Origin of the sequence: Leuconostoc lactis, assembly GCF_007954625.1 — a bacterium.
In the GTDB taxonomy this organism is placed as follows: Bacteria; Bacillota; Bacilli; order Lactobacillales; family Lactobacillaceae; genus Leuconostoc; species Leuconostoc lactis_A.
The window spans coordinates 487,691-502,355 of record NZ_CP042420.1; the positions used below are offsets into that span (position 1 = coordinate 487,691).

At 44.4% G+C, this 14,665-nt stretch carries 15 protein-coding genes and 1 tRNA gene; 5 read left to right on the plus strand and 11 right to left on the minus strand.

Going from position 1 to position 14,665, the window contains the following annotated elements:
* Positions 1 to 98: 98 nt before the first annotated feature.
* Positions 99 to 171, plus strand: a tRNA-Lys gene (locus FGL80_RS02485).
* An 88-nt stretch (positions 172 to 259) separates the two neighbouring features.
* Here FGL80_RS02485 and trhA read toward each other — a convergent pair.
* The 4 genes from trhA to FGL80_RS02505 all read right to left on the minus strand — a co-directional run bounded on the left by trhA (position 260) and on the right by FGL80_RS02505 (position 2,705).
* A complete protein-coding gene (gene trhA, locus FGL80_RS02490) occupies positions 260 to 898 on the minus strand; it encodes a PAQR family membrane homeostasis protein TrhA (protein WP_055307321.1) in 639 nt (212 codons plus the stop codon).
* 136 nt (positions 899 to 1,034) lie between these two features.
* Entirely contained in the window at positions 1,035 to 1,916 is an 882-nt protein-coding gene (locus FGL80_RS02495; protein ID WP_010001375.1) for a DegV family protein, read from the minus strand.
* 55 nt (positions 1,917 to 1,971) lie between these two features.
* Positions 1,972 to 2,313, minus strand: a complete 342-nt coding sequence (locus FGL80_RS02500; RefSeq protein WP_055307320.1) for a fluoride efflux transporter FluC — start codon at positions 2,311 to 2,313, stop codon at positions 1,972 to 1,974.
* The gene (locus FGL80_RS02505; protein WP_147001784.1) at positions 2,310 to 2,705 is read right to left on the minus strand and encodes a fluoride efflux transporter FluC; all 396 of its coding nucleotides are present in this window, start codon (positions 2,703 to 2,705) and stop codon (positions 2,310 to 2,312) included. Before FGL80_RS02505 ends, FGL80_RS02500 begins: the two co-directional genes overlap by 4 nt.
* Positions 2,706 to 3,179: 474 nt before the next feature.
* Between FGL80_RS02505 and trpX the strand changes: the two genes are divergently transcribed.
* The 3 genes from trpX to FGL80_RS02520 are packed head-to-tail and all read left to right on the plus strand — an operon-like array spanning position 3,180 to position 5,828.
* Positions 3,180 to 4,184, plus strand: a complete 1,005-nt coding sequence (trpX, locus tag FGL80_RS02510; protein ID WP_055307319.1) for a tryptophan ABC transporter substrate-binding protein — start codon at positions 3,180 to 3,182, stop codon at positions 4,182 to 4,184.
* Positions 4,181 to 5,080: an ABC transporter permease gene (locus FGL80_RS02515; RefSeq protein ID WP_055307318.1), complete on the plus strand. Its 900-nt coding sequence runs from the start codon at positions 4,181 to 4,183 to the stop codon at positions 5,078 to 5,080. Before trpX ends, FGL80_RS02515 begins: the two co-directional genes overlap by 4 nt.
* The gene (locus FGL80_RS02520; RefSeq protein ID WP_055307317.1) at positions 5,073 to 5,828 is read left to right on the plus strand and encodes an ABC transporter ATP-binding protein; all 756 of its coding nucleotides are present in this window, start codon (positions 5,073 to 5,075) and stop codon (positions 5,826 to 5,828) included. Before FGL80_RS02515 ends, FGL80_RS02520 begins: the two co-directional genes overlap by 8 nt.
* A 24-nt stretch (positions 5,829 to 5,852) precedes the next feature.
* Here the strand turns inward: FGL80_RS02520 and FGL80_RS02525 are convergent, their stop codons facing one another.
* The 3 genes from FGL80_RS02525 to FGL80_RS02535 form a co-directional block, all read right to left on the minus strand.
* Complete coding sequence (locus FGL80_RS02525; RefSeq protein ID WP_055307316.1) at positions 5,853 to 7,190, minus strand: amino acid permease; 1,338 nt, start codon at positions 7,188 to 7,190, stop codon at positions 5,853 to 5,855.
* Between the two features lie 149 nt (positions 7,191 to 7,339).
* On the minus strand, positions 7,340 to 7,660 hold the full coding sequence (locus FGL80_RS02530; RefSeq protein WP_147001785.1) for an AzlD domain-containing protein: 321 nt from the start codon (positions 7,658 to 7,660) through the stop codon (positions 7,340 to 7,342).
* A 2-nt stretch (positions 7,661 to 7,662) separates the two neighbouring features.
* Entirely contained in the window at positions 7,663 to 8,394 is a 732-nt protein-coding gene (locus FGL80_RS02535; RefSeq protein ID WP_010001386.1) for an AzlC family ABC transporter permease, read from the minus strand.
* 228 nt (positions 8,395 to 8,622) lie between these two features.
* On the opposite strand from FGL80_RS02535, the gene FGL80_RS02540 reads away from it, so the two are divergent.
* A complete protein-coding gene (locus tag FGL80_RS02540; protein WP_147001786.1) occupies positions 8,623 to 9,537 on the plus strand; it encodes a lactate/malate family dehydrogenase in 915 nt (304 codons plus the stop codon).
* 23 nt (positions 9,538 to 9,560) lie between these two features.
* On the opposite strand, the gene FGL80_RS02545 is transcribed toward FGL80_RS02540, so the two are convergent.
* From FGL80_RS02545 to FGL80_RS02560, 4 genes are all read right to left on the minus strand, one after another.
* Positions 9,561 to 10,787 (minus strand): NupC/NupG family nucleoside CNT transporter, encoded by a 1,227-nt coding sequence (locus tag FGL80_RS02545; RefSeq protein WP_055307313.1) that lies wholly within the window; start codon positions 10,785 to 10,787, stop codon positions 9,561 to 9,563.
* Positions 10,788 to 11,008: 221 nt separating this feature from the next.
* Positions 11,009 to 11,965: an ABC transporter permease gene (locus FGL80_RS02550; protein ID WP_029510030.1), complete on the minus strand. Its 957-nt coding sequence runs from the start codon at positions 11,963 to 11,965 to the stop codon at positions 11,009 to 11,011.
* A gap of 2 nt (positions 11,966 to 11,967) precedes the next feature.
* Positions 11,968 to 13,104 (minus strand): ABC transporter permease, encoded by a 1,137-nt coding sequence (locus tag FGL80_RS02555; protein WP_029510031.1) that lies wholly within the window; start codon positions 13,102 to 13,104, stop codon positions 11,968 to 11,970.
* Entirely contained in the window at positions 13,104 to 14,660 is a 1,557-nt protein-coding gene (locus FGL80_RS02560; RefSeq protein ID WP_010001391.1) for an ABC transporter ATP-binding protein, read from the minus strand. The genes FGL80_RS02555 and FGL80_RS02560 overlap by 1 nt, the downstream gene beginning before the upstream one ends.
* Positions 14,661 to 14,665 lie beyond the last annotated feature (5 nt).

Sequence of the window (14,665 nt, forward strand, 5' to 3'; positions counted from 1 at the left end):
TAAAATATCAATATCGACATTTTTTTGCTAAAAAGTGTTGCACAAATTTTAATCCCATGATATTATATTATATGTTGTTTGAAACAATACAACACGATGGACAGTTAGCTCAGTTGGTAGAGCAACGGACTCTTAATCCGTGGGTCCAGGGTTCGAGCCCCTGACTGTCCACTACATGAACAGCGCATCAGATCTGATGCGCTGTTTTTCTTTGCGCTAAAACATCAAAAAAAGCAATCATCAACTGATGATTGCTTTTTTATAAACTGATATAAATGCTAGCAAACATTAACCCAGCGCCACCTAGCACAAACACGTGCCAGTAAACGTGACCCATTGGAATTTTTGGTACGAGATAGAAAATTGTCCCTGCTGAATAAGTGAGCCCACCAGCCAGCAATAACCAAAAGGCTGTGTGTGACAAAACGCCCCAAAGTACGGGCATCGCTAAGACAATCAACCAACCCATGACCAAATAAATCGTCACGGACACCCATGGCCAACGGCCAACAAAAAATAAATCATAGATAAAGCCGGCAATGGTCATGACCAAAATAGCACTCCAGATTGTCCAACCAACCCAGCCCTTAATCAATAGCCAAGTATACGGTGTATAGCTACCTAAAATAACCAAATAAATCCCGGCATGATCAAAGAATTGAAGCGTTTTTGCTGCACGCGTAAATACGAGTGAGTGAAAGAGCGTTGAAGCTAACAAGAAGAAACCCACCGTTGTCACATAAATGGCAATGGCTGTTATTTCTAGGCCCGTTACCGGGCGCCGCAAAACATGAAAAATTAACGCAATACCTGCCCCAACAGCTAGCAAAAATCCCAAGCCGTGCGTGACAGCGTTTAATACCTCATACGTAATTTGGTATGTTTTTGATTGTTTCATTTAGTCGTCGTCCCCATATATTAATTGTACCGTTCTATTATATCATGCCGCATTAAGGCGAGATTAAACTTCCTATCACCAGCGACAAAATAAAACAGTAGCCAAGGCCACCCTCGACTACTGTCATCATGTATCATTAAACTAATGTTTCCCAATCACGGGCCCATAAAACACCCATGGCCCCATCACCGGTATGAACCCCAATATAAGCCCCAATTTCACCACGTTCAAACGCTACCGTTGGGTACTCGCTTTGCAAGTCCTTTAACCACTTATCTCCTAGCTTTTGATTATTCCCATCAACCACAATAGCCCGAACAGGATAATCTACTTGTGTCAGGTACTGATCTAATGCCGTTTTGATCTCTTTTAAAGCACCGCTCATCTTGCGCGCCTTGCCAACAGCACCAATCTTACCTTCACCTTGGACGTCCATTGATAGAATTGGCTTGATATTTAACAAACCACCAACTAACGCCGCCCCACGTGATAAGCGACCTGTCCGTTGCAAATGTGAAATATCATTGACCGCAAAACGGACATCAAAGGTCTCACGTAAAGCTGTCAAAGCCGTCCAGATGTCATCCATTGACCGACCTTTCTCAGCCATGTCAGCGGCCATCACAGCTTGCATGCCTGAGCCCAGCACCGCAAACTTTGAATCCCATACCCGAACATCAGCCATGCCATCATACCCAGCCGCCACGGCTTGCGCTGTTTGGAAGGCACCCGATAGACCAGAAGAAATTGGGATAATCAAAGCCGCATCATACCCGGCTGCTTTGGCATCATTCAAGGCTTCTTCCCAATCCCCAGGCGCTGGTTGTGACGTTGAGGCAATCATTTTCTTGTCTTTCATCATCTTGACTAATTCGCCAAGACCTTGAACATCAACTGTTTCTTTATAGACTTCATCCCCAAAAATAATTGGATCATTGACTTGAAAAATATGATACCGGTTCCGTAAAGTGGTGGGTATCGTTGAAGCTGAATCACTAATAATTGCTATTTTAGACATTATTCTCTCCCAAACCAGTCGTTAATAAGGGGACAACGGCCGGTATCTCATTGATTTATTTTAAAATGACAGCCAGTAGGCTACCTAAGACAAAACTCACTAACCCCGTCGCAACCTGTACGAACAAATAGACGCTTTGTCGACGTGGCCGTTGGGCACTTTGGGTCATCATGGTACTGAAAGTGGTCAAACCACCAAGAACACCAGTGGCTATCGCCCCATGCCAAACTTGCAAGGTATTAGTGGCAAACATGATGCCCATAAAAAAGGCCCCTAATATGTTAACGGTAAAGACAGCGGTTAAATATGTCGTCTGCCAAGGCCAAAACGTCAAGCACAAGTAACGTAACATCGTCCCGACAAAAGAACCAATAAAGATCGCGATTAATACGGTCATTGCACACCAGCTAACCAACGTCCACACCAACTACCGAAACGTAGGCAAATCAGACCGCCAACGATCGTCAGCAGTAAATAGCCTAAAGCCCATGCGATATGTGCTGCCGTCAATTGAAAGTACTGCAAGATCATTGTACTAAACGTGGTATAACCACCAATCATACCGGTACCGATAAACGTTTGCCAATTTGCTAGCCGACTCGCCCTTTGTGCAAGGTAGGCACCCAGGCAGGCCAAGAGAAAAGTACCAGACCAGTTAATGACCATGGTCATCACTGGTAAAGGGCCAATACCTGGAACAAAGTGCAAGAGGTAGCGTAGGCTGCCACCGACGCCACCACCTAAACTCACAAGAACCAGCTCTGTTAAATAATGCTGTTGTTTTTGCATACTTTCTATTCTAACAACTTTGTCGTCAATGAGCAAAAAAGCGACCGTTTACATTTTCAAATCATAGTTATTTTCAATATTTTCATAAAATTTTCCTGCTATCACACCGTAAATATCGATTGTGATCCGAAAAAATCAAGTATGGATTAAAAAAACGCACCAGGAAAAATGTTAAAGTCGCTATTGACAACGCATGCACTTCTTAGTATTCTTAAATCCATAAACAACTCGGAGAAAAAATCATGCAAAATGCGTTTGCACAATTGAACAACGCCTGGTGGCGTCGGTAAGTCAGCTTTTCGGTAACGGATAAAGCTGATGTTTAAAACATTTGTTTTATCCATACCGACGCATTTTGTGAAACATTCGAGTCTGTATGGGAATATGCCATACAGACTTTTCTTTTGACCTTGGAAAGCCCTGTGTGGCCGTCCAAGGTCAATTTTATTTTAGAGGAAATTTGGAGATTTGAAGATGAATAAACGCTTATTAGCCACAATCACGGCTATCGTCGCCTTTCTTGCCGTGGCATTTGTGACAACCAGTCACCCCAACAGTAGCGCCAAAAAGGCCGCCGCGGTCCCCACTATCGGGATTCTACAGTTGGTGACTCATCCCGCACTAGATGAGATTCATCGCGGAATTCTCGCTGGCCTAAAATCACAAGGCTATAGCGGACAGAAAATCAAAATTGATTATCAAAATGCCCAAGCCAATCAGGCCAATTTAAAAACGATGTCACAAAAATTTGCCAATGAAAATGCCGCCCTCACCATTGGGATTGCGACACCAGCCGCTTTGTCATTAGCTAACACGGCCAACGGTGATAACCCGATTATTTTGGCCGGTATTACTGATCCGGCTGGTTCGGGTTTAGTCAAAACAGCCCAAAGGCCCGGCAACAACGTGACCGGTACAACTGGTGACTCACCCCTATCGCAACATCTCAGCGTGATCCAACAAGCTGTCCCACACGCTAAAAAATTGGGGATCATTTATACCACTTCTGATCATGGTGGTGAATACAACGCCAAAAATATGGCCAAGCTTGCTCAGTCAGCGGGTTACGACGTTAAGCTGTATACCATTTCAACGACTAATGATATGCAACAAGTCGCCGAAACCATGGCAAGTCAAGTGGATGTAGTCTATGCCCCACAAGACAATGGGGTAGCCAGTGCCATGAAGACGTTGATTAACGTGACTAATCAAAACAAAATCCCGGTCATTCCAGCAGTTGATACCATGGTCAAAGATGGTGGGTTAGCCACCATTTCTGTGAGTCAATATGATATCGGTTATCAAGCCGGTATCATGGCCGCCAAGGTTCTCAAAGGTAAAGATCCTGCCACCTACCCCGTTAAAACCATTACCCAAGGGGATATGGTGGTGAACTTAAAGCAAGCGCAGCTATTAGGGATTCAACTCCCCGACAGTATGATTAAAGCAGCAGAAACCAAAGGAGAAGTCATCAAATGAGTATGATCGTATCAAGTATTGGCCAAGGGCTACTTTGGGCCGTTCTAGGCGTTGCCCTATTTCTCACCTTCCGCATTTTAAACTTCCCCGACATGACCGTTGAAGGTTCCTTTCCCCTGGGTGCAGCAACTGCCGTGACCATGATTGCGCACGGGCTTAATCCTTACTTGGCCACCCTTGCCGCTTTTGTCGTTGGGACATTAGCTGGTTTAACCACTGGCTTGCTTTACACCAAAGGCCGGATTCCGATTCTCTTGGCTGGTATCTTAGTCATGACGGCATCATTATCAATTAATTTACGCATTATGGGTTCAGCCAATATTTCCTTGCTCAACCAACAATCCATTTTCTCAGCGCCCTTTCTCCAACGCTTGCCAAAGTATTTTGATGCCGTTGTGGTCGGCTTTGTGATTATCACTGTCATCACCCTCGGCCTGATCTTCTTTTTGCAAACAGAACTTGGGCAAGCTTTTATTGCCACGGGTGACAATGCCATAATGGCACAATCTATTGGCATTAAGACCGATCGCATGACGATTATGGGCTTGATGCTTTCCAATGGTTTAATCGCCTTTGGCGGTGCTGTGATCGCACAAAACAACGGCTATGCCGACATCAACATGGGTATTGGTGTGATTGTCATTGCGCTGGCCTCGATTATCATTGGTGAAGTCGCCTTCGGTGAGTTGTCTTTGAACGAACGCCTCGTTGCCGTCATTGTCGGCTCAATTATTTACCGTCTGGTCCTATTAGCCGTTTTGCAACTTGGTTTCTCAACAAATGATTTGAATTTGATTTCAGCGATTGTCCTTGCAGTTGCCATGATGTTACCACAATTACGTCAGGCTTTACGGCTGGAACACGTCATCAAAAAAGGAGTCACACCACATGACTAAACCTGTATTTTCACTACAAGACATTGTTGTAACCGTTGGTGACAACGTCAAAATTCTTGATCATCTCAACTTTGATATTTATGACGGTGACTTCATTACCGTTCTTGGGACCAACGGTGCCGGGAAATCCACCCTGTTTAACACCATTGCCGGTAATCTCTCCGTTGCGTCAGGCACTTTATTGCATAACGGACAAGACATTACCCATACCACAGCCGTTTCCCGAACTGACACCATCGCACGCGTTTTCCAAGATCCTAAAATGGGGACAGCCCCACGGATGACCGTCGCTGAAAATCTGTTATTAGCCGAAAAGCGTGGGCAAAAACGGACGTTACGGCCACGCGGACTTACCAAAGAAAAATTGGCTGAATATGCCCAACTGACCAAGGTCATGGGGAACAATTTAGATACTCGCTTGCAAACTGCAACTGGTGATCTCTCGGGTGGGCAACGCCAAGCGTTGAGTTTTCTCATGGCTACCCGCGTCAAACCGGAATTGTTACTGCTTGACGAACATACCGCAGCGCTAGATCCCAAAACTTCTGAACAACTCATGCATGCCACAAACGACCAGGTGGTCAAAAATCACCTCACCGCCTTGATGATTACCCATAATTTAGCCGATGCTTTAAAGTATGGTAACCGCTTAATTATTCTCAATGCGGGTCAAATTGTGCTCGATGTACGTGACGACGAGAAAGCCGCTTTAGATGAAACCAAGATTTTAACTTATTTCATGGCTTAAAAAAACCGCCTTTCGGCGGTTTTTTTAGTTGTTTTTAACACGCAATAAACTCAAAACGGTGAGTACAATAAACCATGCGATAGCAAAAATCGTTGTCCCCATAGTTGCCGGTGAGCATAGTAAAATCACAAAAATGCCTAACATAAAGGCAATCGTCAAATAATTTGATACAGGTGCCCAGGGCATCTTAAAATGTTGTTCACCTTGTTTAAAATCAGCTGAGCGACGGTATTTCAGATGCGTCACCAACAAGGCAACATAAATCCCAATAAATGTCGCTGACGCCGTTGAAGTCACCAGACTAAAAGCATCTTCTGGGAAGACATAGTTCAAACCGATGGCCAACGCGACCAGGATAGTCGATGCTGTGATCGCCCGCAGCGGAATCCAACGCCGATTCACTTGCGCCAAATAACTTTTTTTCGGTGATAGTGAGAAGAGCATGCGCCCAGTCGTAAACAAGGCACTGTTCAGTGACGAAGCCGCAGCTGTCAGAATGACAAAATTAATGATCCCGGCTGCCGTGCTGATCCCAATATTTGAAAAGACTTGGACAAACGGTGAGTGATCAGCATTGTAATCCGTCCAGGGTTGAATGATCATAATAGCCAATAAGGCCCCAACATAAAAGATCAAAATACGAATAATAATGGAATTGATTGATTTTGGAATCGTTTTAATCGGATTTTGTGTTTCTGAAGCGGCAATGCCGACAAATTCAACACCCAAGAAAGCAAAGAAAGCCATTTGGAAAGTCGTTAAAAGCTGACGCCCATTATCAGCCACTAAACCATGTGACCACAATGTTGACAGTTGTGTTACGCCAGCTGACGTCCGCACATGGCCAACAACCATGATGATTCCCGTTACAATCATGGCCACAATCGCTACAATTTTAATCAAAGCAAACCAAAATTCTGCTTCGCCGAAGGCTTTCACCGCCACAATGTTCATGGTGTACAATAACCCTAAAAAGAGCAATTCCCACAACCAAGCTGGCGTTCCTGGCAGCCAAAACTGCATATACTGTCCAATGGCCGTTAATTCAGCCATCGCAATAATAATCCAACCAATCCAATAAGTCCACCCCATCACGAAGCCAGCGCGTGGTCCGAGATATTTTTTGATAAATCCAATAAAGGTGGTCTGATCGTCATCAGACAGTAATAACTCGCCCAATGCCCGCATCATAGCAAAAACGAAGAAACCGGTAATGATATAGACCAATAAAATGGCTGGTCCAGCCTTTTGAATAGATCCCCCTGCACCTAAAAACAAACCGGTCCCGATCGTTCCGCCGAGGGCAATCATGTTAATATGCCGACCTGATAGCGTCCGTGCCAGCTGATGTTTTTGTGTCATGACTCTTTCCCCCTTAAATAACGTTTATATTCATCTTAGAGGATACACATCGAGAAATAAAACTAAACTTTTTCATCTTTAGATGAAAAGTATTCATGTATAGTTCCCCAGTAGTGAGATCATTAAAAAAAGCCTGCCGAAGCAGACTTTTAACCTAAAAATAGCGTTGTTAAATAAATTGTAATCAAGCCGGTAATCACCGAAATCACCATTGAGCGACTCTTATAAGCAACCAAGAAGACGATGATCACCGTCACAACATATGGCCAACGCCATTCAAATGTTGTGCCTTTAATGAACACATCTTTTGCCACTAAAGCCGCAAACAAGGAAATAGGCACATACTTCATCCAGTCGTGGAACCAACTAGGAATTTGCCGTTTTGAAAAATAGAAAATTGGGAGCACCCGCGGTATGTACGCGGCTAAAAACAACCCGAAAATAAGACCGTAAATTGCTAAATCCGACATCCTTATTCCTCCACAGCAACCGCTGGATTAGCGAGAGCACGGCGCTTGTGCTGCCACTGTTCAAAACTATGTCCAGCATAAGACGCAACTAGTGTTGCTAACACAATTCCAAAGGTGTTTTTAATCGTGACCATAAAGAGTACGGCTAATACAGCAGAGACCACTGCGGCCACCAGACGCTTTTTATTTTTCACATGCATCACAAGCATATAAACAAACATGGCAGTCAGTGCAAAATGCACTAAACTACTATCAATCTTGATAAATTGGGCACCAAGCGTCCCTACCATGTTCGCTGAGGTCCAAGCAAACATCGACAGCCAGTTAACCCAGAGGGCCTTTTGACCATCCCAAGAGCTATCGGTCATAAATTTCAAATGATTGACAGCATAATTTTCGTCATTCATCGATTGTGAAAAGATTGCTAAGAACCCGTTACTTTCATGCTTAAGATAGCGTGACAAGGTTGCCCCCAAAAGGGCATAACGTAGTTCTAAAAAGAACACCATCATTAAGATTGTGCTGACACTACTTTGCGTTGCCAGCAGCGCCACCACTAAAAATTGGCCGCCACCTGAAAAAACAAGCACTGAAATCAAGAACGTCTGAAAGACGTTGAAATGTACCGATTCTAGTAAAATACCGCTCGCCAGTCCTAATGGTAAGTAACTGACAAAAAGTGGTAGCACAGCATACCACACTTTGCGGAAATCGGTTTTGGACATCAATGACATGATGAACTCCCTTAATATTTTTAAAGTATCACACAAGTTTCTATTTTATCACAAATTAAACCAATAATTATCACGCAATCAGCGCCTATTCTCGCCTATTTCCCTAGCTCATTTTTACTATCCGCAACTTATGCTGTTTCACGTGAAACATGAGCAAAATTTGGCTTTTTCCTATAAAAATGTGTACAATCTAATCAATAACACATTTTAAATTAACGAGGTGGTTTTATGCGAAAAATTGGTATTGTCGGGATTGGTCATGTTGGCGCAACAGTTGCCCATCTGATTGTGAGCCAAGGTCTCGCAGATACATTGATTCTAGTTGATAAAAACCCAGATAAATTGGCATCAGAAGTACTTGATTTTCGTGATGCCGCTAGTTTATTACCCCAACATGTGACAGTAACTGCCGGCACAACCGCTGACTTAGCCGATGCTGATGTCGTCATTTCAGCGCTGGGTCATATTGACCTCATCCAGCCTGGTGGGGATCGTTTCACGGAATTACGCGCCAATACACCAGAAGTGCAACAAGTCGGAACTGGCTTAAAAAACGCGGGTTTTCAAGGTGTCTTAATTGTCATTTCTAATCCAGTCGACGTGATGACTGGCCTTTATCAACAAGTGACCGGCTTACCAACCCCGCAAGTTTTTGGCACGGGGACTTATTTAGACACTGCCCGCTTGAAAAGCGCCCTCGGTGACGCCCTGGGCATTGATCCACGCAGCGTCAGTGGCTATATGTTAGGCGAACATGGTGCGTCACAATTTGCCGCCTGGTCAACTGTTCGGGCACTTGGCCAAACCGCAACTGAGTTGGCCGCCACCTACCAGCTTGATTTGGCCCAAATTGCCGCCGATGCGCGCGATGGTGGCTTTACTGTCTTTGCTGGTAAAAAGTATACCAACTTTGCCATTGCCCATGCCGCTGTAGCATTAGCCCAACTTGTACTGTCAGATGCCCACCAAGAAGCGATTGTTTCCCATTACGACCAGCAATTCGACAGCTATATTTCAACGCCTGCCATTATTGGTCGTGGTGGTATTGTTGGGGACTTTTCTTTAACACTCACAGCTGCTGAACAGGACAGCCTCAAGCAATCGGCCACTGCCATTGCCGAGAAAACAGCGGCCTATCTATAAAAAAAGCGCATTTCTGCGCTTTTTTATGACCAAACAAACAACCCAGCGGCTGCCGCTGAAACTAGTGAAACTAAAATACCTGCAAGCAACATATAAGGGACGCGCGCGCTAAGGTAATCATTCTTTTCCTGATCGACCAACCCTTTAAAGGCGCCAATAATCATCCCCAATGTGCCAAAGTTGGCAAAACTCGTCAAGAACACAGTTAAGACAATTCGCGCATGTTCATTAGCAAATAGCCCTTTTTGCGCCATGATGTTTTTGGATACTTCACCCATGACGACAAATTCATTGGTTACTAACTTAGTACCCATGAACTGGGCAATTTGAAAGGCTTCATGGGCATTAAAACCTAAGAGCCAGGCAAACGGGAACATGACCACGCCAAACATATTTTCCAACGTCAACCAGCGTAGGCCAGTTAAACTCAATAACTGGTCGATCATAGCCGCTAATGACACAAAGGCGATGACTGTTGCGGTGATAATCAAAATCAACTTCCCTGCCCCAAGAATCGAATCACCTAAAAATGAGAAGAAAGGCGCTTTTTGATTGTTATCGTCAGCAACACCGACAATCACGTCATCTTCGGGTGCCACTTTAGTGGGATTCAGGATGGCGGAAATGATGATTGCCCCTAAGATGTTTAACGGAATTGCTGTCAACACATATTTACCTGGCACCATTTGCGTGTAAGATCCAATAATGGCTGAGGTCACACAACTCATCGACATCATCGCCAAAGTGAAATTACGCCGGGCTGACATCTGATCAAGCTGCGTTTTTGACACAGCCAACACTTCCGTATTCCCCAAAAACATCATTTCAATGGAAAAAAAGGCTTCAAATTTTGGTTGTCCTGTAATAAAGGCCAACCCCTTACCAATCCATTTAATAAACCATGGTAACAAGCCAATATATGTCAAAATATCAAATAATGGCACAACCAATAAAATTGGCAATAAGGCCGACGTCACAAAGTTCGGACCGCCATTATTAGCTGTCAACCAATCAGGCAAGGCAAAAGCCGTTCCTTCTGCGGCCACTGAAACTAACCAGTTAAACCCGTCAGCCGCACCCTGAACGGCAATTTGGCCCATTTTAAATTGCGTGAAAAACCACGCCAATAATAATTCAATGCCTAACACCGTCACCACTGATCGCCATTGAATATTTTTTTTATCGTTTGAAAACAAATACGCAATCCCAATAAATATGGGAATACTGAGTATGTTCATGATCACAAGCATTTTAATTACCTCTTAACTCTCTCGCTTTTCTGCCATGGTGATGAGCTATCACGTTTCATTAGAAAATTTATGTCTCTGTCTATTGTAACAGGATAGCGATATAACAACAAAAAATGATTATAAATTAAAATATTGTCGCTCATCTTTGGCAGTATCTAACCTTATTTTCGGGCAAAAAAATCCTAGCTGGATCCAGCTAGGATTTTAATCAATCAGCTTATTTAAGCTGCCTTAATATAGTTGACACCATCTGCCTTTGGCGCGCGTGTCTTACCAAAGAAGAAGACAAGCACAATAATCGTCAAGACATACGGTGCGATTTGTAGCCAAATTGATGGGACATTCTTCAAACCTGGCAACTGTGCACCAACCACGGCAAGTGATTGTGACAAACCAAAGAAGAGCGAAGCACCCAATGCACCAATTGGATTCCAACGACCAAAGATCATCGCTGCCATCGCCATGAATCCCTGACCCACAATAGTGCTGGCTGAATAGTTCAATGAAATTGATTGTGCAACCACGGCACCACCAACACCACCAAGCAAGCCCGAAAGCATAACGCCTGAATAGCGCAAACGTGCCACATTCAAGCCTAATGTATCAGCCGCTTGCGGATTTTCACCAACTGAACGCAAACGCAGACCAAACTTCGTCTTGAAAATCACGTACCAAGATAGCACTGCCACCACGATTGCTAGCCAAGCTGGCCCAGACGTCTTCGCAAAGAAGAGATCCCCAAGAATCGGAATGTGTGACAAAACTGGAATTGACGTATAACCAAAGTCTTGTGAGATTGGCACAGTTTGTCCCTTACCATAAAGGACTTTAATTAAGAACACACCCAAAGCTGGGGCCATCAAGTTAATCACGGTACCCGAAATAATGTGATCCGCACGCAATGTGATCGTTGCGACACCGTGCAACAAAGAGAAAAGCAACCCAACCACAGCACCGGCAAGCAAACCAAACCATGGTGTGGCTGAACCTAATGTGCTAGCAAATGTCAGGTTAAAGACAACCGCCGCAAATGCGCCCATGCCCATAATACCTTCCAAACCAACGTTGACGACGCCGCCACGTTCTGAGAACGTGCCACCAATTGACGTGAAAATCAACGGCGTTGAGTAAACCAATGTACTAGAAATTACGAGTGATAACATCGCCATTAATGACATCTTTATTCACCGCCTTTCTGATTTTTACCGGCAACCGACTCGGCTTTGGCTGCCTTCTTAATCGCAGCTGCTTCAGCTGCTTTTTCGTCCATTTCATGGACACGCTTTTGAATCAATTGAATCAAATACTTTGCGCCCACGAAGAAGATAATTGAGGCTGTCACAATATCAACTAATTCAAATGGGACACCTGATGACATCGGCATTCCTAGACCACCAATCTTCAATACTGAGAAGATTGCTGCGGATGCTAAGATACCAAGGTATGAGCCGCTACCAAGCAACGCAACCGCCATCCCATCAAAACCAATGGCTGGCGAACCGTTTTGCGTAAAGAAGTTCAGATAGTTCCCAAGCCCTTCAATGGTACCAGCTAAACCAGCTAAACCACCAGAAATGGCCATGGCAATCACTGCATTACGCTTGTCTGACATCCCTGCATACTTTGCCGCATCTGCATTCAAACCAACGGCACGAATTTCAAAGCCAAGCGTTGTCTTAGTCATCACAAACCAGATCACAACAATCATGATCAAAGCAATGAAAATACCCGCTGAAATACTTGAGCCTTGCGTCAAATCCGTCAGCCACTTCATTTGCAATGACGCATTGGCGCCAACTTGCTTGGTCGTTTCGGCTGATTCTTTAATGCTCTTTGACATCGTATTTTGCAAAATGTTATTCCCTAAGAACAACAAGATATAGTTCATCATGATGGTCACGATCACTTCACTGGCACCAAACTGGGCGCGTAACCAACCCGGAATAGCGCCCGCAATCGCACCTAACCCAACACCAAGCAAAATAGAACTTGGCATCATCAGATAAGCCGGCATATCTGGAAAGCTCAACGCATACCAGACTGAACCAACCCAGCCAGCTAAGGCTTGACCAGATAACCCAATGTTAAAGAATCCAGCTGTTTGCGCCACGGCAAAGCCAAGCGCTGTTAAAATCAATGGCGTCATTTGAGTCAAGACACCACCGATGTCTTGCATTGAACCAAAGGCTGAACCCAGTAACGCCACATAACCAGAAATCGGATTGTACCCGAAAACCAGCATAATAACGGCCCCAATAATCAACCCAAAAAGGACTGAGAATAAGGCCACAGAAAATGAATTTTTTTGTGCTGCCATTAGGCGTGTACCTCTTCTTTAAGCGCTGCACGGGCGTCGGCTAGACTCATCCCTGTCATCAGCAATCCTAATTCTTGTTTATTTGTATCTTTTGCATCAACAATCCCGACAACTTTACCCGCATTGATCACGGCAATACGATCAGACAAATTCAAAATTTCATCTAATTCAAAGCTGACGACCAGCACCGCTTTACCGTCATTACGTTGATCAATCAAACGTTGATGGATATATTCAATCGCGCCGACATCAAGTCCACGTGTTGGTTGGGCGGCAATTACCAATTCGTTATCACGATTCAACTCACGGGCAATCACGGCTTTTTGTTGATTACCACCAGACATCGACCCAGCCAAGACATGAATACCAGCCGAACGCACGTCAAATTCCTTGACCAACTCGTTAGCCAACTTGTCCATTGCATCAGCCTGCAACACGCCGTGTTGTGACAAAGGCGCCTTATAGTACGTTTGCAATGCTAAGTTTTCTGACAACGTCATATCAACTTCCATTCCAAACCGGAGACGATCTTCAGGGATATGCCCTACACCGGCTTCTGTGATTTGGCGTGGCTTCTTATTGGTAATGTCTTGTCCTTGCAAAACTACCTGACCTGACTGTACTTTGGTCAATCCCGTAATGCCTTGGATTAATTCTGTTTGTCCATTGCCATCGATTCCAGCAATACCGACAATTTCACCAGCCTTAACGTCCAGTGAAAAGTCTTTAACCGCGGCCACACCACGTGCATCATGCACTTCAAGATTGTCAATGTGCAACACCGTTTCGCCAGGCGTGGCATCAATCTTGTCAGTCTTAAAGCTCACTTCACGACCAACCATCAAGTCAGCCAATTCTTGTGATGACACGCCGGCCACCGGGAACGTATCAATTGACTTCCCGGCACGAATAACCGTCACCGTGTCAGCAGCCGCCCGAATTTCATCTAACTTGTGGGTAATCAAAATAATTGATTTCCCTTCTTTGGCCAAGTTATGCAAAATAGCAATTAATTCTTCGATTTCTTGTGGGGTCAAAACCGCTGTTGGTTCATCAAAAATCAAAATATCAGCACCACGATAGAGTGTTTTCAAAATTTCAACACGTTGTTGCTGACCCACGGAAATATCAGAAACCTTCGCATAGGGATCAACTTGCAAGCCATATTGTTCAGACAATGCTTGAATCTTTTTGGCTGCTGACTTGGTGTCGAGTGACAAGCCTTTCGTCACTTCAGACCCCAAGATGATATTTTCAGTCACCGTAAAGGCATCAATGAGCATAAAGTGCTGATGCACCATCCCAATACCCAAAGCAGCTGCCTTTGAGGGTGAATCAACAGTTACTTGCTGCCCATTAATCAAGATTTCACCTGAAGTTGGTTGCAACAAGCCTGTGAGAATATTCATCAGAGTTGATTTCCCAGCACCGTTCTCACCAAGTAACGCGTGAATTTCACCTTGTTGGACTTTTAAATTAATGTCATCATTGGCTGCGAAATCGCCAAATTTTTTGACGATATGACGCATCTCAATGACTGGTAATGATTCGGTCATTTATT

Bases quoted from the DNA above. Each gene is read 5' to 3' on its own strand.
- trhA (WP_055307321.1), bottom strand. From the start codon at position 898: ATGAAACAATCAAAAACATACCAAATTACGTATGAGGTATTAAACGCT.
- FGL80_RS02495 (WP_010001375.1), bottom strand. From the start codon at position 1,916: ATGTCTAAAATAGCAATTATTAGTGATTCAGCTTCAACGATACCCACC.
- FGL80_RS02500 (WP_055307320.1), bottom strand. From the start codon at position 2,313: ATGACCGTATTAATCGCGATCTTTATTGGTTCTTTTGTCGGGACGATG.
- FGL80_RS02505 (WP_147001784.1), bottom strand. From the start codon at position 2,705: ATGCAAAAACAACAGCATTATTTAACAGAGCTGGTTCTTGTGAGTTTA.
- trpX (WP_055307319.1), top strand. From the start codon at position 3,180: ATGAATAAACGCTTATTAGCCACAATCACGGCTATCGTCGCCTTTCTT.
- FGL80_RS02515 (WP_055307318.1), top strand. From the start codon at position 4,181: ATGAGTATGATCGTATCAAGTATTGGCCAAGGGCTACTTTGGGCCGTT.
- FGL80_RS02520 (WP_055307317.1), top strand. From the start codon at position 5,073: ATGACTAAACCTGTATTTTCACTACAAGACATTGTTGTAACCGTTGGT.
- FGL80_RS02525 (WP_055307316.1), bottom strand. From the start codon at position 7,190: ATGACACAAAAACATCAGCTGGCACGGACGCTATCAGGTCGGCATATT.
- FGL80_RS02530 (WP_147001785.1), bottom strand. From the start codon at position 7,660: ATGTCGGATTTAGCAATTTACGGTCTTATTTTCGGGTTGTTTTTAGCC.
- FGL80_RS02535 (WP_010001386.1), bottom strand. From the start codon at position 8,394: ATGTCATTGATGTCCAAAACCGATTTCCGCAAAGTGTGGTATGCTGTG.
- FGL80_RS02540 (WP_147001786.1), top strand. From the start codon at position 8,623: ATGCGAAAAATTGGTATTGTCGGGATTGGTCATGTTGGCGCAACAGTT.
- FGL80_RS02545 (WP_055307313.1), bottom strand. From the start codon at position 10,787: ATGCTTGTGATCATGAACATACTCAGTATTCCCATATTTATTGGGATT.
- FGL80_RS02550 (WP_029510030.1), bottom strand. From the start codon at position 11,965: ATGTCATTAATGGCGATGTTATCACTCGTAATTTCTAGTACATTGGTT.
- FGL80_RS02555 (WP_029510031.1), bottom strand. From the start codon at position 13,104: ATGGCAGCACAAAAAAATTCATTTTCTGTGGCCTTATTCTCAGTCCTT.
- FGL80_RS02560 (WP_010001391.1), bottom strand. From the start codon at position 14,660: ATGACCGAATCATTACCAGTCATTGAGATGCGTCATATCGTCAAAAAA.